The following is a 20,229-nucleotide window of genomic DNA, read 5'->3' as shown; positions in this document are numbered from 1 at the left end:
GGCAACAGCAAAGGAGCTCCATCATGCCGGAAGGCGATACCGTCTACCGGGCCACCGCAAGACTGCACCGCGCGCTGGCCGGGAAAAGCATCCTGCGCTCGGACTTCCGGGTCCCGTCGCTGTCCACGGTGGACCTGGCCGGGTACGCGGTGGCCGAGGTGGTCCCGCGGGGCAAGCACCTGCTCATGCACTTGCAACCGCCTGCCGCGGCGGATCCGGAGTTCAACCAGCCGCCGCTGACCCTGCACTCGCACCTGCTCATGGAGGGGCGCTGGGATCTCTACGGGCAGGGTGAACGCTTCCGGCGGCCGGCGCACACCGCCCGGATTGTGCTTTCCTTCGACGGCGTCACCGCCGTCGGCTTCGACATCGCCCAGGTCAAGCTCGTGCCCACCGCCGAGGAAACGCAGCTGGTCGGCCATCTGGGCCCGGACCTGCTCGGCACGGACTGGGATGCGCCACTGGCGATCGAGAATTTCCGGGCGCACCCGCACCGCGGGATCGGCGAGGCGCTGCTGGACCAGCGGCTGATGGCGGGGGTCGGCAACGTCTACCGCTGCGAAGTCCTGTTCCTCACCCGGCTGCACCCGCTGACGCCGATCGGACAGGTCGTGAACCTCGGGAAGGTCATCGAGATGTCGCAGCGCCTGCTGGAAGTCAACAAGGACCGTCCGCGCCGGGTCACCACCGGGGTGGCGCGGACCCGCGAGCCCTACTGGGTGTATGGGCGCGCCGGCAGGCCCTGCCTGCGCTGCGGCGAGAAAATCCTGCTGCTGAAAATCGCGGCCGAGGATTCGGGCCTGGAACGCGACTGCTACTTCTGTCCGTCCTGCCAGCCCGCCCGGCACACCTGAGGACAGCGGCCTTCCGGCAAAGGTGAAAGAATGGGAGCCATGGCCATGGCTTCTCCCCTCCCCGTCCGCAACGGCGTCAACGCCACCCGTCTGCACCTGCCGCGCACTGGTTCGTGGGACACTGTGTCGCAGTATCTGCTCGAACGCTTCGGGCACGTGGACCCCGAGGGCATCCTGCGCCGCTTTGACGAGGGCGAGATCGTGGGCCTGGGCGGGGTGCCGCTGAACCGGCAGACCCCGATGGGCGAGCACGAGTTCATCTGGTACTACCGCTCGCTGCCGGTGGAGACCCCGATCCCCTTCGACACGAGAATCCTGCACCAGGACGAGCACCTGCTCGTCGTGGACAAACCGCATTTCCTGCCGACCACCCCGGGCGGCAAGTTCATCCAGGAATCCGCGCTGGTAAGGCTGCGTAACCAGACCGGCATCGACGACCTGGTGCCGATGCACCGGCTGGACCGGGCGACCGCCGGGGTGATCCTCTTCGCCGTGAACCCGGAAACCCGCGGCGCCTACCAGATGCTCTTCGAGCGCCGCGAGATCGCCAAGCGCTACAAGGCGGTGGTGGCGCTGGCCCCCGGCGAGGGCCTGGAGACCGGCGTGGTGCTGCAGGCCGACGGGGAGCACAACCAGGTGCGCACCGCCGAAGAACTGCGCGCCCTGCTGGCCGGCATGCCGATGACCTATGAGAACCGCATGTCCAAGGTCAAGGGCCAGCTGCGCTCGATCGTCGAGGACGGCGAACCCAACGCGCAGACGCTGATCAATGTCCAGGCCATCGGCCGCAGTGCCGGCTTCCACGCGGGCACCGAGGTGGCGCTGATGGACCTGGAACCGCACTCGGGCAAGACCCACCAGCTGCGCATCCATCTGGCCTCGCTGGGCCTGGGCATCGTCAACGACGCCTTCTACCCGCGGCTGTGGGACCTGGCGCCGGATGACTACGACCGGCCCCTGCAGCTGCTGGCGCACACCATTTCCTTCATCGATCCGCTCACCGGGACCCCGCGCAGCTTCAGTTCCGCGCAGCGCCTGCGCGAAGCTCCGGCCGCATAGCGCCCCTTCTCACGTCGGCGTATTTATCCTAGGCTGTTGCACACCCACGCAAGGGCCAGACGAAGGACGGTATGCCATGGCCGAGCCACAGCCCAATAGGCAGCTGCGCACCCTGGTGGGCTCCGCCCAGCGGGCCATCACCGAATCCGCGCGCAGGCCCGCCTTCGAGCTGCCCTACACGCCCCCTGACCTGCGGCCCAACCCCGCGGTGGAACCCTTCGACAAGGCCCGCGCCGGGCTGTTCGCGCTGTCCGGGATGCTGCTGCTGGCCACCGCGCTGGCCTTCGGCACCGGGATGGACGGCCGCAGCCAGGCCAGCCTGCTGGATACCGGGCTGGTGCATGCGGTGATCTGGCCGGTCATCGGGATCACGCTGATCGGCAGCGCGGTCTTCAGCGCGCTGCCCGGCCAGCTGTCCTCGCGCCGGCAGCGCGCCTCCGGCATCTACGCGCTGAGCGCCGCGGCCCTGATGGCGTGCGCGCTGACGCTCGCGTCCGGCTTCCTGCCCTGGACCGCCGCGTCCGTCTCCGGCGCGGCCACCGGGATCGCGCTGTACGGGGTGCACCAGCTGAACCGGCATACCGCCCGCAACCGGGCGGAGCGCATCGCCACGGACCTGCCGCTGGGCTTCTTCGCCGGGTTCGCCCTGGTCTACACGCTGCAGCTGGTCTTCGCCGCCGCCGGCTGGAACGGGCAAGGCCATGCGCTGGCGGTGTCGCTCGTCGCGGTGGCCGCCGCGGTGCCGGCGGCGGTGTTCGCCCATTCGGAACGCGGACGGCATGCGTTCGCCAGCGGTTTTGGCCTGGCCATGGCTGCGGCCGCCGTCCAGGGCTGGCTGCGGGGCGCCACCCCGCTGTGGGTCTGCATGCTGTGGGTGTTCCTGGCGGTGGTGGTGTTCGTCTGCGCAGAGAACCGGCGTTTCCAGGTCAGCCACGCAGAGCACCGGGTGCAGGCGGGCAGGACGCTGGATTTCTAAGTCCGGCCCGCCCGCGCTGCGGGTTTAGCGCGGCGCCATGCGGATGGCGCCGTCCAGCCGGATCGTCTCCCCGTTGAGCATCGGGTTGGCCACGATGTGCTCCACCAGCGCGGCGTATTCCTCCGGGCGTCCCAGCCGCGAAGGGTGCGGCACCTGCGCGCCGAGCGAATCCTGCGCCGCCTGCGGCAGCCCGGCCATCATCGGCGTCTGGAAGATGCCCGGGGCGATGGTCATGACGCGGATCTGGTGCTGCGCCAGCTCGCGGGCCAGCGGCAGCGTCATCGCGGCGACGGCGCCCTTGGACGCGGCGTAGGCCGGCTGCCCGATCTGCCCGTCGAAGGCCGCCACCGAAGCGGTGTTGACGATGACCCCGCGCTCGGCGGTGCCCTGCGCATCGACCAGCGATTCGCTGTGCGCCATCAGCTCGGCGCCGAGGCGGATCACGTTGAAGGTGCCGTTGACGTTGATGTCCAGCACCTTGGCGAACTTCTCCAGCGGCAGCACGCCCTCGCGCCCCAACACCTTGCCCGGGGTGGCGACCCCGGCGCAGTTGACCAGCACGCGCAGCTGGCCCAGTTCGCGCACGCGTTCCATCACGTCTGCCACGTCGTCGGGGCTGGTGACGTCCGCCGGGGCGTAGCGCACGTTCGCGCCGATCGCGGCGGCTGTTTCGTCCCCGTCATCGCGTGGCAGATCCAGCACCACCACGTGCTTGGCCTGCGCGGCCAGTTTCAGTGCCGTGGCCCGCCCCAATCCGGACAGTCCGCCGGTCACCAGTGCGACCGAATCCTGCAGCTGCATGCAAACCCCTTTTATAGTCGTGAATCTCCGGTCAGCCTATCGCCCACATTGGCAAAGGTGAAGAACCGGATCCCGGTCCCCGGGAGCCTGCAGGCACGCAAAAGCCCGGCACCGCAGGGGTGCCGGGCTGCGCGGCGATGCCGGAAGAAATCCGGTCGGGCTAACGGGTTGCCGCCGGGGCTGGCTCCGAAGGCTGCTCGGCGTCCTGCTTCTTGCCGCCCAGCAGGAACCCGATGACCAGGATGCCGATGCTGCATGCGGCGCCGACCAGGAATCCGGGCTTGAAGCCCTCCACCGTCGCGGTGACGACATCAGTGCCCGCGGCGATCTTGGAGGCGGTGGAGGCGGCCACTACGCCGACGATCAGCGCGGTGCCCATGGCGCCGGCCAGCTGCTGCAGGGTGGAGAGCAGCGCGGAGCCGTGGGAGTGCAGGTGGTGCGGCAGCGGGTTCAGCGCGGTGGTGAACGCCGGGGTGAAGATGAACGCCAGGCCCAGGCTCATGACCAGGTGCATGAGCACCAGCAGCCAGATCGGGGTGGCGGCGTTCAGGATCAGCGCATAGCCGAACAGCGATACCAGCAGGATGATCGAGCCCGGAACGATCAGCGGACGGGCTCCGACCTTGTCGTAGAGCTTGCCGACCAGCGGCGCCAGCAGGCCCATCAGCAGGCCGCCCGGCAGCATGATCAAGCCGGTGGTCAGCGTCTCGATGCCCAGCACCGTGGTGAAGAACAGCGGCAGCAGGATGATCACGCCGAACAGCGAAATCATGGCGCACATCATCAGCGCCAGCGACAGCGTGAAGTCGCGGTAGGTCAGCGAGCGCAGGTCCAGCAGGGCCTTGTCCCCCTGCTGCAGCTTGACCTGCAGCAGCACGAAGGCGGTCAGGCACAGCACCGACACCACGAGGATTCCGATGCCCAGCGGGGTGACCCCGGACGACAGGCCGCTCAGGCCGTAGACCAGGCCGCCGAAGCCCGGCACGGCCAGGATCAGCGACGGGATGGACAGCGGAGCGGAATTGTCGCCCGGTTCGTTGGACAGGCGCGGAGTGCCGATCAGCAGCGCCGCCACGGCGATCGGGATGATCACGATGAACATGAACCGCCAGGACAGGTACTGCAGGATGATGCCCGACAGGGTCGGGCCGATGGCCGGGGCCACCGAGATCACGATCGACACGTTGCCCATCAGCACGCCGCGTCGAGCCGGCGGCACCAGGTCGAGGATCGTGGTCATCAGCAGCGGCATCATGATCGCGGTGCCGCTGGCCTGGATGACGCGGGCGACCAGCAGCACGGAGAAGCCGGGCGACACCGCGGCCAGCACTGTGCCCAGGGTGAACAGGCCGATGGCCAGCACGAAGACCTTGCGGGTGCTCAGGCGCTGCAGCAGGAAGCCGGTGGTCGGGATGACCACGGCCATGGTCAGCATGAAGATCGTGGCGAGCCACTGGATGGCATCGGCGGTGACGTTGAATTCCTCCATCAGCACGGGCAGTGCCACGTTCATGATGGTTTCGTTCAGGATGACAACGAAGCTGGAGACGATCAGCACGGCGATCGTCGTGAAGTTCTGTTTGCTCAAACGGTCCGGAGCGTGTGACACAGCAGGTCTGCTTCCAAGAGAAGTGTGGGAAAGGGCGGCCGGTTCCCAGGCTCAGGATCATTCTGATTGGGATAGCCCAATCAATTTTACAGAGCACCCCCGCCAGGCGCTAGGGTGCGCCCGCAACAGATTGGTGAGTTGCGCAACACGGATAGAGATTCATGGCATGAGAGGTGTTTGTGTACCAAGATGGAACCATGAACGTGCGTACGCCTGATCCCTACCCTGGATGGCTCTCTGAAGAAGATCTCTACGAGGCCCGCCAGCGCCTCCCCATGCTGTACGTCGAGGCCATTCCGGTGCGCCTGGACCCGCTGGGATACGTCAACGAGGTCGGCCTGCTGCTGACCGCTGACAACGACGGGCGCATGCTGCGCACCTTCGTCTCCGGGCGCGTCATGTACCGCGAGACGATCCGCGCCGCATTGATCCGGCATATCGAGAAGGACCTGGGCACCATGGTGCTGCCGCAGCTTCCGGCCTCCCCGGTGCCGTTCACGGTGGCCGAGTACTTCCCCGCACCCAGCGAAACCGGCCTGACCGACGACCGCCAGCATGCGGTGTCCATGTGCTATATCGTGCCGGTGCGCGGCGAGTCCTCACCGCGCCAGGACGCGCTGGAGCTGACCTGGCTCACCCCGGCCGAAGCGCTGAGCAGCGACATCCAGGGCGAGTTCGCCGGCGGTCGCGAAAATATTCTCCGACAGGCATTAGCCCATGTCGGAGTGAATATCTAACGCTACTTCACCCGGTTTGGCGGGTCGATCCCGGCCCGGCGCCGCATGATTCCGCCAAACCAGCTTCCAAGGAGCACCCCGAAGATGCCGACCAGGGAGCCGATCACGGTTTCCACCATGCGGTCGTAGAGCAGCGCGGTTGAGAGTCCCGACATCACGGACACTCCCACCAGCGCCAGCGGGGTGACGAAAATCTGCGCCATGAAGTAGTTGCGCATGACCAGCATCTCGGCCATGAACTGGAAGAAGCCGATCAGCGCCAGCAGCAGCCACAGCGGCGGGTTCAGCACGATCAGCAGCGCCATGAGGACCAGCCCGACCAGGGTTCCCAGCACACGATGGACGCCGCGGTGGAGCCTGAGCTTGGTGGTGTGTCCAACCAGCGGCACTACCGCGGCCACCATGGCCCAGTAGTTGTGCCCGGCCTCCAGCCGGCTGCCCACGATGTTGGCCAGGGCCCCGGCGATGCCCGCGGTCAGGATGTAGAACAGCCCTTCCCACCAGATCGCGGAGCGGACGTTGTCCGACAGCGGCGGCAGCGGGGTGCGCTGCCACAGGCTCGACCACTGGCCCAATGCTCCGGCCGCACCGATCACCAGCGCCAGCGCCATGGTCAGCACCGCCACCAGCAGGCCCTGCCAGGCCGGGACCGGGTTGGAAATGGAGGCAATCGCGGCGAACGCGAAGATGTGGAACAGCGAGCCGGCCGGGCGCAGCCGCAAGAACCCGGCGAGCACCGAACAGATGCCCGCCACCAGCGTGGTGGCGCCGACGATCTGCCACTGCTTCAGCTCCGGCTGGTCGTGGGCGATCCACAAGTGGGAGGCGGCCAGCGCCGTGGCGATGACGCCGAACAGCAGCATGCTCGAACGGATCTGCATGCGCAGGCGGTTCCAGTATCCGTCCACCCGGCCGTAGACGCCGGCAAAGGCGCCGAAGACCGCGAACACCACCAGATCCAGGCGGTCGATGGCCATCAGGAAGATCAAGGGAGCAAAAACGCCGACGGCGGTGCGCAAGCCGATCCAGTGATCCTTCCGGGCAGGGCCCAGGGTGATCAGTGACTTCGCGGATTCTTTCAATTGCTCCAGGCGCACAGTTTCCTTCCGTCGCGTTGCACACAACAAGACAGCCTCCATTATTCGCTCTTTCCCATGTGAAAGCCCGGGTTTCGGGGTCGAATCACACTGTCGTTTTACTCACCGGCTGTTTAATACGGCAAACTTGGGTACGTGCCCGATATGAACTTTGACCCCAGTGCCCCACATCCGCGCCAGCAAGAATTCGGTTTTGCAGTCGGGACCCGGCTCACCGCTGACGACGGAACCCCGATGCTCGGACGCACCGGCGTGATCCGCACGCCGCATGGCGAGGTGAAAACCCCCGCGTTCATCGCCGTGGGCACCAAGGCGACGGTCAAGGCGCTGACCCCCGAGCACGTCAAGCAGCTCGGAGCCCAAGCAGTGCTGTCCAATGCCTACCACCTGTACCTGCAGCCGGGGGCGGACATCCTCGATGAGGCCGGCGGCCTGGGCAAGTTCATGGGCTGGGAAGGTCCAACCTTCACCGATTCGGGCGGATTCCAGGTCATGAGCCTGGGTTCGGGCTTCAAGAAGGTCATCGACATGAAGTCCGTCGACCAGTCGGGTCCGGATGATGCTGTGGCTCCGGGCAAGGAACGCCTGGCCAATGTGGACGAAGACGGCGTCTGGTTCAAGTCCCACCTCGACGGCACCAAGCACCGCTTCTCCCCTGAAATCTCCATGGGCGTGCAGCACCAGATCGGCGCGGACATCATGTTCGCCTTCGACGAGCTGACCACGCTGCAGAACTCGCGCGGCTACCAGGTCGAGTCCCTGGAGCGCACCCGCCGATGGGCAGAGCGCTGCATCGCCGAGCACTTCTCGCTGACCGATTCCCGCGAAGGCAAGGACTACCAGGCGCTGTTCGGCGTCATCCAGGGCGCGCAGTACGAAGACCTGCGCCGCAAGGCCTGCCAGGATCTGGGTGCCATGGCCTTCGACGGCTTCGGCATCGGCGGCGCCCTGGAAAAGGAGAATCTGGGAACCATTGTCGGCTGGTGCGCCGAGGAGCTGCCGGAGGACAAGCCGCGGCACCTGCTGGGCATTTCCGAGCCGGACGACATCTTCACCGCGATCGAGAACGGCGCGGACACCTTCGACTGCGTTTCCCCGACCCGCGTCGCACGCAACTCCGCGTTCTACACCCCGTGGGGCCGCTTCAACCTGTCCGGAGCGCGCTACAAGCGCGACTTCACCCCGCTGGTGGACGGCTGCGAATGCTACGCCTGCCAGAACTTCTCCCGCGCCTACATCCACCACCTGTACAAGGCCAAGGAGCTGCTCAGCCACACGCTGATCTCGATCCACAATGAGCACTTCACCGTGGGCCTGGTCGAGTCCGCCCGCCAGGCGATCGAGGACGGATCGTTCTTCCAGCTCAAGGAGCAGGTGCTGGCCAGCTACTACGCCGGCGCGCCTGATCCGCAGGGCCAGCCGGTCTCGCAGCCTGCCAAGTAGGGGCAGCGAACCACCCGCCGGATAGCGAACTTCGGAAGGATCCGAGGTTCGCTATCCGGCGAGCTTTTTAAACGCCGGGGCGGCGCCGAGCAGGCACACCGCCCAGATCCCCCACGGAACCGCGGCGGCCGGGGCCAGAACCTGGAAATACAGCGCAGCGCCGGAAGCCGCCGCGCGCAGCAGCGTCCAGGCCTGCTGGATGAGCACCGCCGCAATGGACATCTCGTTCGAGGCCCCGGCGAAGATTTCTTCCCAATCGCGCTCCGCTCGCCGCGCGTGCGCCAAAGCCGCCGAGGCCAGGCCCAGCGCGGCGAGCAACACGGCCGCGGCCCAGGACCACCAGGCCACTGGGGCCAGCGCCCCGATGCCCCACAACCCGAGAGTCCAGACGCCCAGTACCAGCAGCGACAGGCCCGCCGCGACGGCGGTCATGGCCCGCTCCATCTGGTTACGGGCCAGCCCGAGCATCAGCCCGAGCTCCGGCTGGGTGGCGGCGGGTCGCAGCAACTCGGCAAGACTGGTACCCAGGACGACCAACAAGATTGCCAGGACCCCGGCCAATGCCAGCGGGTTCGCAGCGGTGCGGACGCTGAGCAGCAGCACCAGGGCCGCCGTGCTGAACCCCAGCACAGGCTTCCAATAGCCCCCGCGCACGCAGCGCAGGGCGAGAATCCCCACGGACACCGGCAGTGCGCGGAAAAGCCGGCCGCCGGCGCGGTTCCGCTTGCGTCCGGCGCCCAGATGCACACCACGCGCATCGGCCTGCATGATGGCTCCGGCAAGCTGCTGCTGGTGCAGCCCGCCCTCGCGCAGCGCGGCACCGGATACTCCCGCAAGCCGCCGCGACGCCAGGAGAGTGCATGGCACGGCGACGGCCAGCGCGCCACAGCACAGGACCATCCAGGGCCCCACCTCCAGCAGCGCTTGTTCCAAGGTCACCAGCCGGGCGTCGACGGTTCCCATCCCCACCAGTTGCGCCGTCCACAGCAGCACATAACCGGCGGCGAGCACCCGCAGCCCCGCGGAGCAAAATCTCTGGGCGGCGTGCTGGCGCCCTGCTGCTTGAAGCGCCCCGGCCGCAGCCGCAGAACCGAGCCCGGCCAGGGCGAAAAATCCCAGAACCGACAGCAGCAGCGCCGGGGACCAGGTACCTGCCAGTGCGAAGAGGGCGAGCACCCACAGCAGCCCGAGGAAAACACCGGCCGCGCTGCCCAGGCCCAGCGCCCTGCGCCAGGCCGGGCGCAGCAGCACCCGGCGGTCCACCGGCAGCGGTAGCCACCAGTCGGCCTGCTCGGGCCCCACGGCGTTGGGACCGAGATAGAGCATGAGCCGGAAGACCAACAGCAGCAGCATCGGCAGCAGGAACAATGCCACCGCATCCAGGCTCCAGCGCGCGCTGGCCAGCTCAAGGTGCGGCACCCCTTCGCCCAGCAGCACGAAGATCGCGCCGTAGAGGGCGCTGGCCAGATAGGCCAGCGCCACCACGGCGGCGAGCGCCCAGACGTAAATCTCGGAGAACGAGTCGAAGCGTTCGGAAAAACTGCGCGCTGAGCGCACGCGGCGAAGGATGTCGCGCGGATCGTAATCGCTGGCCGTCGAGGTATCTGGACTAGCGCTCAAGCCACTGCGCTCCGTCTTCGGACTCCAGGTGTTCCCCGGCGTCGCCATCCAGCAGGAGCGCCCTATCCAGGCAAAGCCGCAGCATGGCCGGATCGTGCGTCACCGCCAGGATGCTGACCATGTCGCGGCGCAGCCCTGCCAGCCGTTCATAAAACTTCTGCCGGATCCTCAAGTCCAGCCGCTGCTCGGGCTCATCGAGGATCAGGAGCCCGGCCGGGCGGATCAGCGTCGCGGCCAGCAGCAGTTTGCGCCGCTGCCCCGAGGAGAGTTCCCCGGGCAGGTGGTCGGCGACCGCGGTGAGCTCGAAGAACTCCAGCTCGCTCTCGACTTTCGCTTCCCATTCGGGCACTCCGTGCCCCCGTGCCACCATTTCCAGGTGCTCGGCGACGCTCAGTTCTTCGAAGAATGCACCGTCGCTGACCTGCACGGCAACGGTCCGCCGGAAGTCCAGCGAATCCTCGTCCAGCGGCAGGCCCCGAAATACCGTTTCACCGGACTGGGCCGGGGTCCGTCCGAGCAGCGTTGCCAGCAGGGTGGATTTGCCGCTGCCGTTGGAACCGATGATTCCCAGCCCGTCGCCGATGCCGATCCGCAGGTCGATGGGGCCGCAGATCGTCTGTTCCGGATAGCCGATGACCAGTCCGTGGGCTTCCAGGTGCGTCCGGTGCTCTGATTCTGTCGCCATCTGCCCAGCGTATCGAGGGCGGCGACGGCGGGGAGTCGCTCGGAATGATGACTTGGAGGATTAACCTCGCCCGGCCGCCAGCTGCCCGTAGCCCGGCTCGCGCTTCTTGAACCAGCGGATCACCAGCGAGGTGACCGGGACGAAAATTATCTCCACCGCGGTCTTGTAGAGGAAGCCGACCACCACGTAGTTGATGAACGTGGGAGCGTCGGCGATGCCGATGACCGGAGCCGCGATGGCGCAGAAGATGATGGTGTCCAGCAGTTCGCCGACGCCGCTGGACCCGATCAAGCGCGCGGCCAGCCCGCGTTCGCCGGTGCGCTCCTTGAGCTTGACCAGCACCCACGAGTTGGCTAGCTGGCCGACCAGGAAACCGGCGGCCGAGGCGACGACGATCTGCCAAATCGGTCCGAGCGTGCGTTCAAGGGCTTCCTGGCCGTCGTAGAAGTCGGCGGCGGGCAGCTGGATCATGATCCAGAAGCAGGCTACGGCGAAGAATGCGAGCACGAAGGTGGTGATGATCGATCGCCGCGCCGCTTTCAGCCCATATACCTCGGAGATGACGTCGCCGAGGATGTAGGCCAGCGGAAACAGGAAGAACCCGCCGTCGGTCACGAGCGGTCCCAGGGTGACTCCCTTGGAAGCGCCGATGTTCGAGAGGATGACCACCGCGCCCATCAGGGTCAGAACGGTGGAGAAGTACGGTGAGCCCGCAGCAGCGAAAACCGCTTTCGATGATGCGGGCAGAGTGGTTCTGGCGTTGGATTCGCCCATGATTTTTTCCTTGTCAAAGTGGTTCGCCAGGAGAGCCATTGCCCGACGCTGCCTCGCCACGGTGCGTGGTTCGCGAGGCGTTGGGCGTTTGGCATGCTGTCCCGCTGTATTAGCACTTACCCAGCAAGTATCCCACGCGCCCGAATGACCCGCTAAGTGACCTACTTCATAGTAACAATGATTCTTGGACTCAAGTTTCAAGAAAGAGACATCTCACTTGAACTTCTTTGGAACATGCAATCGAGGTACGAAGGAGCAGGGTGATGGGCCTCCCCTACTTCCGCATGAACTCGAGACATTTTTGAACGCGTTCAAAAAGCTCGTTAGAATCGACCCATGACCATTCAGCCGCGCACGCTCAAGGGGCAGGAAACCCAAGCCAAGCTCCTGCAAACCGCGCTGGACTGCTTTGCCGCCGAGGGGTACAAGGCATCCAGCATGCGTGCCATAGCGGCACGAGCTGGGGTCTCACTGTCCCATGCCTATTACTATTTCTCCTCCAAGGAAGACATCGTCGCCCGGTTGCTGCTGAATCTGCGTACCGAGCAGTTCGAGCGGTGCCGTTCCGCGCTCGACGAAGGCAACACGCTTGAAAGCAATATCCGGGCAGTTTTCACCTCTGGTTTGAGCGTCATGCAGCCGTACCACGAGTTCGGTCCGGCATTCCTCAAAGTTCTGCTATCCCAAGACCAGGTGGACAATGAACTTTCGGCCGTCGAATTCTCCCTCTGGGAAAAAGCCGTTTCCGGTGCGCGCCCGCTGCCACCGCTGGGCATCCGCAGTGATCTGCCGAAGTTCCTCTCGCTTCTGTCGCGGCAACTGTTTTCCGTCTGGGCCTACGACCAGTCGGCCAACCAACGGCGTTCGCTGCTGCTCATGGACAACGCCGCGCCCGTGGCCGCGAAGTTCGCGGTCCTCTGCCGACTTCCCGTCGTGCGCTCACTGTTCGCAGATGTTCTGGCGCTCATGGACTCCGGAAGTTCGGTACAGGATCATCAGGACCGACAGACCACCGGATCAAAGGTCCCCAAGGCTTCCTGACACCGAGTTCACGCATCGCACAGGCCGTTCACGGTTCGCGTTCTGGTGCCGCCATATTTTGAGCGTAAAGTCAGAAGTGACAACCGGCGACTCTGGCCACGAAGGAGTGCAATACAACATGAGCGGAACACGACGCGAATTGCCAGTCTGGGCCGAGGCCTACGCGCTCCTGCGGGATCGCATTGCCACGTTTCCAACTCCCGGCGAGATTCGATCGGTCAACCATGACGGCGAGGATGTCGAGATCCTCGGATACTGGCCGGACGCGCCCTGGACTGCGCCGGCCGATGCCCAGCGATTGGTCTTCCTCGGTCCCGTCAACGAGCGGACCGCGGAAAGCCTGCAGAGCGCCGGCTGGACGGAAACCGCGAAAATGTCGCTGCTGGCGGGCAAGCCCGAGGATGTGGAGCAGGTAGTGAAGCTGCCCGACACCTCCGCCTTGTTCGAAGCACCGATGAACGACTACGACGTTGTCGAGGTTACCGACTTCGACCGCCCTGTTGCCCGCGGACGAATGCACTACGGTCCCTCTTTCGGCCTGCTGACGGATCCCGACCTGTACGCGCCCACAGACCCCGACACCGCCCGCCGGGCGATTCTTGCAAACTTTGCCGGAGCAGCCTACGGCCACGGTATACCATGGCTGTTATTGGTCGCGTCCAGCGAAAACGCGGGAACGTTGGCCGAAGGCTGGTCCAAGGCCACCGACCTCAGCTTCTGGCAACAGGGCTAAAAGTAATCACCAGTACACACAATCATTCATGGGACTATGACTAATACAAACACTGCAAGCGGCCCTGCACTCACCCTGACCATCGCAGGTTCCGAAGCCACCGGCGGCGCCGGCGCCCAGGCCGACCTGAAGACCTTCCAGGAACTGGGAACCTACGGCATCGTTGCGCTGACTTGCATCGTATCCTTCGACCCCAAGGATTCCTGGAACCACCGCTTCGTGCCGGTGGATCAGCAGGTCATCGCCGACCAGCTCGAAGCGATCCAGACCTGCTACGAGGGCAAGCTCGGCACCGTGAAGCTGGGCATGATGGGATCGCCTGCCACCATCGACACCGTTGCCACGGCGCTGAAGTCGCAGAAGTGGGACAACGTCCTGCTCGATCCGGTACTGATCTGCAAGGGCCAGGAACCGGGCCATGCACTGGACACCGACGAGGCGCTGAAGTCCAACCTGTTGCCGCTGGCTACTTTCGTCACCCCGAACCATTTCGAAGCAGAGCAGCTCTCGGGCCTGACCATCACCTCTGAAGAGGACCTGGTGGCCGCAGCCAAGAAGATCCACGAGATCTCCGGCGCCGCGGTGCTGGCCAAGGGCGGCGTACGCATTGCCGGCGAAGACGCAGTAGACGTGTTCTACGACGGCGAGACCCTCGAAGTCCTGCGCGAGAAGAAGATCGGCGAAGTCGCCGTTTCTGGCGCCGGATGCTCGTTAGCCGCCGCCGTGACTTCCGAGCTGGCCAAGGGAGCGACCCCGCTGGAAGCCGCACGCACCGCAAAGGCTTTCGTTACCGAAGGCATCCGCAACCGCGTCGCTGGCAAGACCCCATTCGACGCCCTGTGGCAGGGCGGCCGCCGCTAGGCCGACCCGTCAGCAGAATTGCAGGAGCCGAGGGGAATCATCGTTCCCCTCGGCTCCTGCCGTTAACCGTCTGACCACGTATTCTTTGCGGCAAAGAGGCGGCTTGCTAAAGTGGTTGAAGAATCTCAATTTGTTGCGTGCCTGGGCACGGGAAAGGGCGGTCGGCGATGCACGCCACTTTGACGCTCTGCCCGTTCGTCCCTGCGGCGGACGGGGCAACCGGCAAGTAGCTAAGCTTCAACCCCTGCGTTGACAGTCATTACCTTGCTGCGCCTACGTCATTTCCGCCATAGACGGGACCTGTTCCTCCCCACCATTCAGCGCTTTTGCGCGCCGTCCGGAAGTTCCCGCCGGGCATCGGACGGAATACCCAAGGAATTACCATGCAGCCATTGACCGAAAAAACCATCCGTGCCAGCTTTATCAACGCCAGCCGCCAGGAAGCCAAAAAACTCACCCTGCCGGAAAACTTCAACAGCCTCGACTGGGAGTCGCTGGAATACCTCGGTTGGCGCGATCCCAAGATGCCGCAGCGCGGCTACATGATCTACACGAACGCCGACGGCGAAACCCGCGGCTTGTTGCTGCGTGCCACCGACGGCGCGCGCAAAGCGGGCAGCGCGGCCATGTGCGAGATGTGCCGCGATGTCACCCTGCCGTGCGCGGTCGGAATGTTCACCACCCGCCGTTCGGGCCAAGCTGGTCGCGACGGGGACACGCTGGGCACCCTGCTCTGCACCCGTTTCGAGTGCTCCGCCAATGTGCGCATCGCCCCGCCAAAGGATCCCATCAACCCGGATCCAATGGTTGTCGTTGCGCAGCGCATCATCCAGCTCGATGAACGCGTGAACAGCTTCATCCAACGCGTCTAGCCAGCCTCCGGCGGAGCAAGGAAACATGCCTTGTTCCGCCGGTGTCGCCTTCCACGCCGGGGCATTTTCCGTAATAGACCGCTTGAGCCGGAATGGAATAATCTAAAATTTTTTCCGCGCGCATGTTGACCTGTTAGCGGTTTTCCGTTGTAATTCCGGAGCACTAAATCTGAAATGCGGATTAGTCCGCTTCTGGGCGTAAGCGATATTTATTCAGCATCGCCTTGATATATGACGTGAGTCACCTAAGATTCCAGACTAGGGGTTTGATGCTTCGGCGGACGTCTACCCCTGGACGATCATCATGGCACGCACCGCTTTGTCGTATCGGCCGCCCGGCATCGGGAGCATTTCCGCCGTCCAGCTCGGCTAGGAGAATCATGGTCACACGGCGCACTGACAAATTGCCGCGCCTGCTGCTGGGATCGGCCACTGCTTTGGCATTGGCGGTCACCATCGGCGGTCCGGCAAGCGCAGTCAATATTCCACAACCTGCGGATGGCGATGAGGCGGCTTCACTGTCGATCACCCGCAGCGATACCCTTTCAAACCTCAAGGTTTCCAAACCTCTTGCCAAGGCCAGCGGAGAAGTCTCGGTCTTCGTCCAGCTGGAGGGAGACGGAGCCTTCCAGGAGGTCAAGAAGTCCGGCAAGTCCAAGGATGCGGCCAAGGTCAAGAAGATCCGCTCTGAAGTCAAGCAAAAGGGCAAGGAGCTTGCCGCCCAGGCGGATTCCGAAGTCATCTATTCGACATCCAATGCCCTGCGCGGCGTGGCACTGACCGGCGACGCAGACGAGCTCCGGGCACTGGCCGAGCGCACGGATGTCGCCAAGATCAGCGGCATCGTTCCCAAGAAGCCTTCCAATCGCGGATCGGTCATCGACACCGGCGCCCTGGAATCATGGACGGCGCTGGATAAGACCGGCGAGGGGGTGAAGATCGCGGTGCTGGACACCGGCATCGACTACACCCACGCCAGCTTCGGCGGCCCCGGAACACTGGAGGGCTACAAACAGGCACAGGCATCGGAAGGTCTTCCCGCTCCGGATTCAGGCCTTTTGGACCCGAAGAAGTTCATCGGCGGCTGGGATTTGGTTGGAGACAACTACAACGCCGACCCGGATGCCGATGACTACCAGCCGATCCCCAATCCGGATCCCAACCCGTTGGACTGCGAGTTCGCCGGGCACGGGTCCCACGTGGCGGGCACAGCGGCAGGCTACGGCGTCAACGCGGACGGCACCACCTTCACCGGCGACTATTCCACGCTCAAGGCTGACGATGTCATGGGCATGAAGGTCGGTCCTGGTTCCGCCCCGGAGGCGCAGCTGATCGGCATCCGCGTCTTCGGCTGCACCGGATCCTCCGAAGTGGTGGGCCAAGCACTGGACTACGTAATGGATCCCAATGGCGACGGAGACTTCTCCGACCGCGCCGATGTGGTGAACATGTCGCTCGGTTCGGACCATTCCCCGGTCGAAGATCCGGAAAATGACATCGTCGATGCTCTGTCTGAAGCCGGCATCCTCTCCGTGGTGGCCTCCGGCAACGCCGGAGATGTCACCGACGTGGGCGGCTCGCCGGGCAACTCCCGCAGCTCGTTGACCGTGGCGAATTCCGTCGGCTCGACGCTCACCATGGACAAGATCCGCGTCGAAGCGCCGGCAGATGTCGCCGGTGATGTGGCCGGGCAGTACTCGTCGAACTTCAATTACACCGCCGCAGACCCGGCCGAGCTGACTGGTGAAGTTGTCATGGCTCCGTCGTCCAATGCCTTCGGTTGCAGCGCGTTCGCCCCAGGTTCGCTGAACGGCAAGTGGGTCTGGCTGCAGTGGAGCGAAAACGGCGCATTCCCGTGCGGTTCCGCAGCCCGTTTCAACAATGCCGAAGCCGCCGGTGCCACCGGAGTCCTGCTGGATTCCGAAGCCAATGTCTTCGACGCCGGCATCGCCGGCAACACGACGATTCCCGGAGCCCAGCTCACCCTGGACAATGCCACCAAACTGCGCCCGTCCGCCGAGGCCGGAACGCTGAAGGTCACCCTGTCTCCGGATTTCGCCGGTGCAGCTTCCAGCCCTTCCGGTGTGCTCGATACCTTGAATTCGTCTTCATCGCGCGGCGTGCACGGCTCCAATGGCATCGTGAAGCCTGATGTCGCTGCAATGGGTACCCAGATCGGTTCGGTGGGCGTGGGCACCGGCAACGGCGTCGCCGTCATGTCCGGGACTTCCATGGCAACCCCGCTGGTTGCCGGCATCGCAGCCCTGGTGCTTGAGGACACGGATCTGACTCCGGCCCAGGCCAAGAGCATCGTGATGAACACCGCCGCCACCGACATCAAGGATGCCGACGGCGATATCTACGGGCCAAACCGTGTGGGTGCCGGCCGTGTCATGGCCGACAAGGCCATCTCCACTCCGGCTTATGCCTACGCTTCCAAGGACTCGGATCTGACCAGCGTCGTCTTCGGCGTTATCGAGCTCGAGGGCAAGAAGAAGTACAAGAGCAGCCGTGACATCACGGTGAAGAACACCAGCAAGAAGACCCAGACCTACGCGGTGAAGTATGTTCCTGCGACCCAGATTCCGGGCGCTACGTACACCCTCGACCGCCGGTCGGTAACGGTCGCACCGGGCAAGAGCACCAAGGTGAAGGTCACGCTGCAGGTTGATCCGAAGCGTTGGGCCAAGACCATGGATCCGACCATGGACGCCCAGCAGTCGGGCCTCGACCGCGTTTGGCTGGCAGACGCCACCGGCCGCGTGGAGCTGACCAGCAAGTCCGCGCCAACCCTGCGCGTCCCTGTGCAGGCTGCTCCGAAGCTCGCCGCTGATATGTCGGCCAAGGTCAAGAAGGTCAAGAACGGCAAGCACGATTCGGGCCTGGAGCTCTCGCTCAAGGGTGATGACGTCATTGCAGGCCAAGGCCCGAGCCAGGTCTTCTCGCTAATGGGTGCCTTTGAACTGGGTGCCAGCAGCAAGCGCGGCCCGTCCTCGCTCGACGCCATTCCAGGCGCACGATCGATGGACCTGCAGCATGTCGGCGCCTCGAGCACCGCTCCGCGCACCGGTGTTGCCGACGGCCTGCTGAACGTGGGCATTTCGACCTACGCCAACTGGGCCCACCTGGCTGGCGGCACAGAGCTCGATGTCGAGATCGACACCAACAATGATGGAAAGGCAGACTTCGTCACCTTCACCACCGCAATCGACGAGATCGACCTTGATCTGGCCGCGACCTACGATCTGAAGACTCTCAAGCAGGTCGACCTGCAGCCGGTCAACGGCGTGCTGGGGGACGTGGACACCAACAGCTTCGACACCAATACGGCGATCCTGCCGGTGTCGCTGGCCGCACTCGGACTGTCCGAGAAGTCATCGGACATTTCCTACCGCGTGGCAAGCTACTCCTGGTACAACACCAACGAGGAAGGCGCAATGGTTCCCGTTGACCAGACCGGATGGGTCAAGTTCAACGTGACCGCTCCGAAGGTCGACTTCGGAGCCACCGGCACCTTGTTCACAGATCTGGACGGCACGCGCCTGCCAGTCTCGGTTGACCGCAAGGCCAAGGACGCCAAGGCGCTGCTGCTGCACCTGCACAACGAGTCGGGCGAACGCGCCCAGGTGCTCAAAATCCGCTAGGACCACCGGCTGAAAACCAGCGTCCCAGCAATTAGACCGGCCCGGACGGCTTCCTCGCGAGTAGGAAGTCGTCCGGGCCGCCGCCTGTTAAGAATCGTTTCTCCGGGGCGCCGCCTGCCTATTCGCCGTCCAGCTTCTCTTCCAGCACCTTCACCGCCGCCTCACGAACCTGGGCCGCGAACTGCTTGTCTTTCCCGGCTTCGCTGGCCAGCGCTGCGGCCATCGTGACTGCATCGGCGGTATTCACGCACAGCGGGACGGTGCCGCCGGCCGCAATGAATCGCACTGCTCGCTGCCCCACCGCCACGTTCGAAACCTGTTTCGCCTCGCACAGGTCATCTGAGATGATCAGTCCCTCATATCCCAGCTTTTCGCGCAGCAGTCCGGTGATCACCTTGGAGGAAAATGGCGCGTCGTTCTTCTGATCGATCTGCGTGTAGCGGGCGTTGGAAACCATCACCCAGGACAGGTCCTGCGCGATCGCCTCCTTGAAGGGCGCGAGCTGCTCGGATTCGGAGCCTGTCGAGGTGTCGGTGACGGAGCGTGACGTGTCGGTATTCGCAGTGACCCGTCCCAGCCCCGGGAAGTGCTTGACCACCGGTTGGATGCCTTCGGCCGCCAGCGCTTGGTTGACCGTCAGCACATCCTGCGCGGCATCTGCGGAGTTGTTCGCGTACTCGCGGCCGAAGTAGCCGATCGGATCATTGGCCGCGCCGATGCTGGAAGGAACCACATCGGCCACGGGCGCCAGGTTCACGGTGATTCCCGCCTCGGCCAGCTCGGCGCCCACGGCAGACATCCTGGATTTCAGCGTGGCTTGGGACCAGGCTCCCTGTTTCACTGCGGTGGGAAGTTCGGTGAACCCGGGCCCCTGCAGGACGCGGACGAAGCCGCCTTCCTGGTCGGTGGCCACCCAGACCGGAAGCTTGCCCGGGACGTTCCGTTCCAGGGCGCCGGTGATCTTCCGGACCTGCGCCGCGGTTTGCGAAACCGAAAGCTGCGAGCGCCCTCGCAGGAAGACATTCGAGATGCCCTGCTCCTGCAGCGCGGCGATCTGCGCCGCGCTGGCGCCGGAGGCCGGAACACCCGCCATCAGCAGGCTGGCGGCCTGCTCCTTCACGCTCATCCCATCGGCCAGGGCTTCGGCTTCGTCCCGCACGCTGGATCCATCGCCGGGCATCGAGGGCTGGGCGCCCGGGGTGGTGGGCACCGGAGTTTCCCGTGAAGGTTCACTCGGCGAGGACGGCTGCTGCGGGCTTGAGGACGCGGAGCTGCCAGGCGCCGGCGCAGGGGTTGCGGACGCACTGGAGGAAGGGGCCTGGCTGTCGGGTACCGTGGTGCTGCATCCGCTCAAGGCCAGGACGGAGAGCATCCCCAGCGAAGCCAGCTGGCGTGCACGAGGTGTCATGGGAACATTCTTCCA

The 20,229-nt window shown here is 65.0% G+C and carries 17 protein-coding genes; 10 read left to right on the top strand and 7 right to left on the bottom strand.

Annotation, left to right across the window (positions count from 1 at the left end):
* The first annotated feature begins 23 nt into the window (after nt 1-23).
* The 3 genes from JQN66_RS01910 (at nt 24) to JQN66_RS01900 (ending at nt 2,889) form a co-directional block, all read left to right on the top strand.
* Nucleotides 24-854 carry a DNA-formamidopyrimidine glycosylase family protein gene (locus JQN66_RS01910; protein ID WP_204676427.1) on the top strand — a complete coding sequence of 277 codons (831 nt, stop codon included), beginning with the start codon at nt 24-26 and terminating at the stop codon, nt 852-854.
* A gap of 45 nt (nt 855-899) precedes the next feature.
* Nucleotides 900-1,913, top strand: a complete 1,014-nt coding sequence (locus tag JQN66_RS01905; RefSeq protein WP_204676426.1) for a pseudouridine synthase — start codon at nt 900-902, stop codon at nt 1,911-1,913.
* 76 nt (nt 1,914-1,989) lie between these two features.
* Nucleotides 1,990-2,889 (top strand): hypothetical protein, encoded by a 900-nt coding sequence (locus JQN66_RS01900; protein ID WP_204676425.1) that lies wholly within the window; start codon nt 1,990-1,992, stop codon nt 2,887-2,889.
* 24 nt (nt 2,890-2,913) lie between these two features.
* Here the strand turns inward: JQN66_RS01900 and JQN66_RS01895 are convergent, their stop codons facing one another.
* Both JQN66_RS01895 and JQN66_RS01890 read right to left on the bottom strand, forming a co-directional pair.
* Nucleotides 2,914-3,690, bottom strand: coding sequence for an SDR family NAD(P)-dependent oxidoreductase (locus JQN66_RS01895; RefSeq protein ID WP_204676424.1), 777 nt, complete (start codon nt 3,688-3,690; stop codon nt 2,914-2,916).
* A 160-nt stretch (nt 3,691-3,850) separates the two neighbouring features.
* Complete coding sequence (locus tag JQN66_RS01890) at nt 3,851-5,278, bottom strand: MDR family MFS transporter (protein WP_239464107.1); 1,428 nt, start codon at nt 5,276-5,278, stop codon at nt 3,851-3,853.
* A 218-nt stretch (nt 5,279-5,496) separates the two neighbouring features.
* On the opposite strand from JQN66_RS01890, the gene JQN66_RS01885 reads away from it, so the two are divergent.
* Complete coding sequence (locus JQN66_RS01885) at nt 5,497-6,036, top strand: NUDIX hydrolase family protein (RefSeq protein WP_047118032.1); 540 nt, start codon at nt 5,497-5,499, stop codon at nt 6,034-6,036.
* A gap of 2 nt (nt 6,037-6,038) precedes the next feature.
* Here JQN66_RS01885 and JQN66_RS01880 read toward each other — a convergent pair whose 3' ends face one another.
* On the bottom strand, nt 6,039-7,133 hold the full coding sequence (locus tag JQN66_RS01880; protein ID WP_239464106.1) for an FUSC family protein: 1,095 nt from the start codon (nt 7,131-7,133) through the stop codon (nt 6,039-6,041).
* A gap of 144 nt (nt 7,134-7,277) precedes the next feature.
* Between JQN66_RS01880 and tgt the strand changes: the two genes are divergently transcribed.
* Entirely contained in the window at nt 7,278-8,576 is a 1,299-nt protein-coding gene (tgt, locus tag JQN66_RS01875) for a tRNA guanosine(34) transglycosylase Tgt (protein WP_204676421.1), read from the top strand.
* 51 nt (nt 8,577-8,627) lie between these two features.
* Here the strand turns inward: tgt and JQN66_RS01870 are convergent, their stop codons facing one another.
* The 3 genes from JQN66_RS01870 to JQN66_RS01860 are packed head-to-tail and all read right to left on the bottom strand — an operon-like array spanning nt 8,628 to nt 11,655.
* Complete coding sequence (locus JQN66_RS01870; RefSeq protein ID WP_204676420.1) at nt 8,628-10,196, bottom strand: DUF6297 family protein; 1,569 nt, start codon at nt 10,194-10,196, stop codon at nt 8,628-8,630.
* Nucleotides 10,186-10,881 carry an ABC transporter ATP-binding protein gene (locus JQN66_RS01865; protein WP_204676419.1) on the bottom strand — a complete coding sequence of 232 codons (696 nt, stop codon included), beginning with the start codon at nt 10,879-10,881 and terminating at the stop codon, nt 10,186-10,188. Before JQN66_RS01865 ends, JQN66_RS01870 begins: the two co-directional genes overlap by 11 nt.
* 60 nt (nt 10,882-10,941) lie before the next feature.
* Nucleotides 10,942-11,655: a queuosine precursor transporter gene (locus tag JQN66_RS01860; protein ID WP_188948422.1), complete on the bottom strand. Its 714-nt coding sequence runs from the start codon at nt 11,653-11,655 to the stop codon at nt 10,942-10,944.
* A 336-nt stretch (nt 11,656-11,991) separates the two neighbouring features.
* Between JQN66_RS01860 and JQN66_RS01855 the strand changes: the two genes are divergently transcribed.
* The 5 genes from JQN66_RS01855 (at nt 11,992) to JQN66_RS01835 (ending at nt 18,806) form a co-directional block, all read left to right on the top strand.
* A complete protein-coding gene (locus tag JQN66_RS01855; RefSeq protein ID WP_204676418.1) occupies nt 11,992-12,696 on the top strand; it encodes a TetR/AcrR family transcriptional regulator in 705 nt (234 codons plus the stop codon).
* Between the two features lie 118 nt (nt 12,697-12,814).
* A complete protein-coding gene (locus JQN66_RS01850) occupies nt 12,815-13,429 on the top strand; it encodes a hypothetical protein (protein ID WP_204676417.1) in 615 nt (204 codons plus the stop codon).
* 36 nt (nt 13,430-13,465) lie between these two features.
* Nucleotides 13,466-14,290, top strand: a complete 825-nt coding sequence (locus tag JQN66_RS01845; RefSeq protein WP_204676416.1) for a hydroxymethylpyrimidine/phosphomethylpyrimidine kinase — start codon at nt 13,466-13,468, stop codon at nt 14,288-14,290.
* 383 nt (nt 14,291-14,673) lie between these two features.
* Nucleotides 14,674-15,162 carry an FBP domain-containing protein gene (locus JQN66_RS01840; protein ID WP_204676415.1) on the top strand — a complete coding sequence of 163 codons (489 nt, stop codon included), beginning with the start codon at nt 14,674-14,676 and terminating at the stop codon, nt 15,160-15,162.
* Between the two features lie 380 nt (nt 15,163-15,542).
* Entirely contained in the window at nt 15,543-18,806 is a 3,264-nt protein-coding gene (locus JQN66_RS01835; protein ID WP_204676414.1) for a S8 family peptidase, read from the top strand.
* 118 nt (nt 18,807-18,924) lie between these two features.
* On the opposite strand, the gene JQN66_RS01830 is transcribed toward JQN66_RS01835, so the two are convergent.
* Entirely contained in the window at nt 18,925-20,214 is a 1,290-nt protein-coding gene (locus tag JQN66_RS01830; protein WP_204676413.1) for a glycoside hydrolase family 3 protein, read from the bottom strand.
* Between the last annotated feature and the right edge of the window lie 15 nt (nt 20,215-20,229).

Source organism: Glutamicibacter protophormiae, from assembly GCF_016894325.1.
In the GTDB taxonomy this organism is placed as follows: Bacteria; Actinomycetota; Actinomycetes; order Actinomycetales; family Micrococcaceae; genus Glutamicibacter; species Glutamicibacter protophormiae.
Note: the sequence above shows the minus strand (reverse complement) of the source record. Positions and strands in the feature narration are given on the sequence as shown.

Excerpts from the sequence above, each read along its gene's own strand:
- JQN66_RS01910 (WP_204676427.1), top strand. The coding sequence starts at position 24 with ATGCCGGAAGGCGATACCGTCTACCGGGCCACCGCAAGACTGCACCGC.
- JQN66_RS01850 (WP_204676417.1), top strand. The coding sequence starts at position 12,815 with ATGAGCGGAACACGACGCGAATTGCCAGTCTGGGCCGAGGCCTACGCG.
- JQN66_RS01830 (WP_204676413.1), bottom strand. The coding sequence starts at position 20,214 with ATGACACCTCGTGCACGCCAGCTGGCTTCGCTGGGGATGCTCTCCGTC.
- JQN66_RS01900 (WP_204676425.1), top strand. The coding sequence starts at position 1,990 with ATGGCCGAGCCACAGCCCAATAGGCAGCTGCGCACCCTGGTGGGCTCC.
- JQN66_RS01895 (WP_204676424.1), bottom strand. The coding sequence starts at position 3,690 with ATGCAGCTGCAGGATTCGGTCGCACTGGTGACCGGCGGACTGTCCGGA.
- JQN66_RS01855 (WP_204676418.1), top strand. The coding sequence starts at position 11,992 with ATGACCATTCAGCCGCGCACGCTCAAGGGGCAGGAAACCCAAGCCAAG.
- JQN66_RS01905 (WP_204676426.1), top strand. The coding sequence starts at position 900 with ATGGCTTCTCCCCTCCCCGTCCGCAACGGCGTCAACGCCACCCGTCTG.
- JQN66_RS01865 (WP_204676419.1), bottom strand. The coding sequence starts at position 10,881 with ATGGCGACAGAATCAGAGCACCGGACGCACCTGGAAGCCCACGGACTG.
- JQN66_RS01840 (WP_204676415.1), top strand. The coding sequence starts at position 14,674 with ATGCAGCCATTGACCGAAAAAACCATCCGTGCCAGCTTTATCAACGCC.
- tgt (WP_204676421.1), top strand. The coding sequence starts at position 7,278 with ATGAACTTTGACCCCAGTGCCCCACATCCGCGCCAGCAAGAATTCGGT.
- JQN66_RS01845 (WP_204676416.1), top strand. The coding sequence starts at position 13,466 with ATGACTAATACAAACACTGCAAGCGGCCCTGCACTCACCCTGACCATC.
- JQN66_RS01885 (WP_047118032.1), top strand. The coding sequence starts at position 5,497 with ATGAACGTGCGTACGCCTGATCCCTACCCTGGATGGCTCTCTGAAGAA.
- JQN66_RS01835 (WP_204676414.1), top strand. The coding sequence starts at position 15,543 with ATGGTCACACGGCGCACTGACAAATTGCCGCGCCTGCTGCTGGGATCG.
- JQN66_RS01860 (WP_188948422.1), bottom strand. The coding sequence starts at position 11,655 with ATGGGCGAATCCAACGCCAGAACCACTCTGCCCGCATCATCGAAAGCG.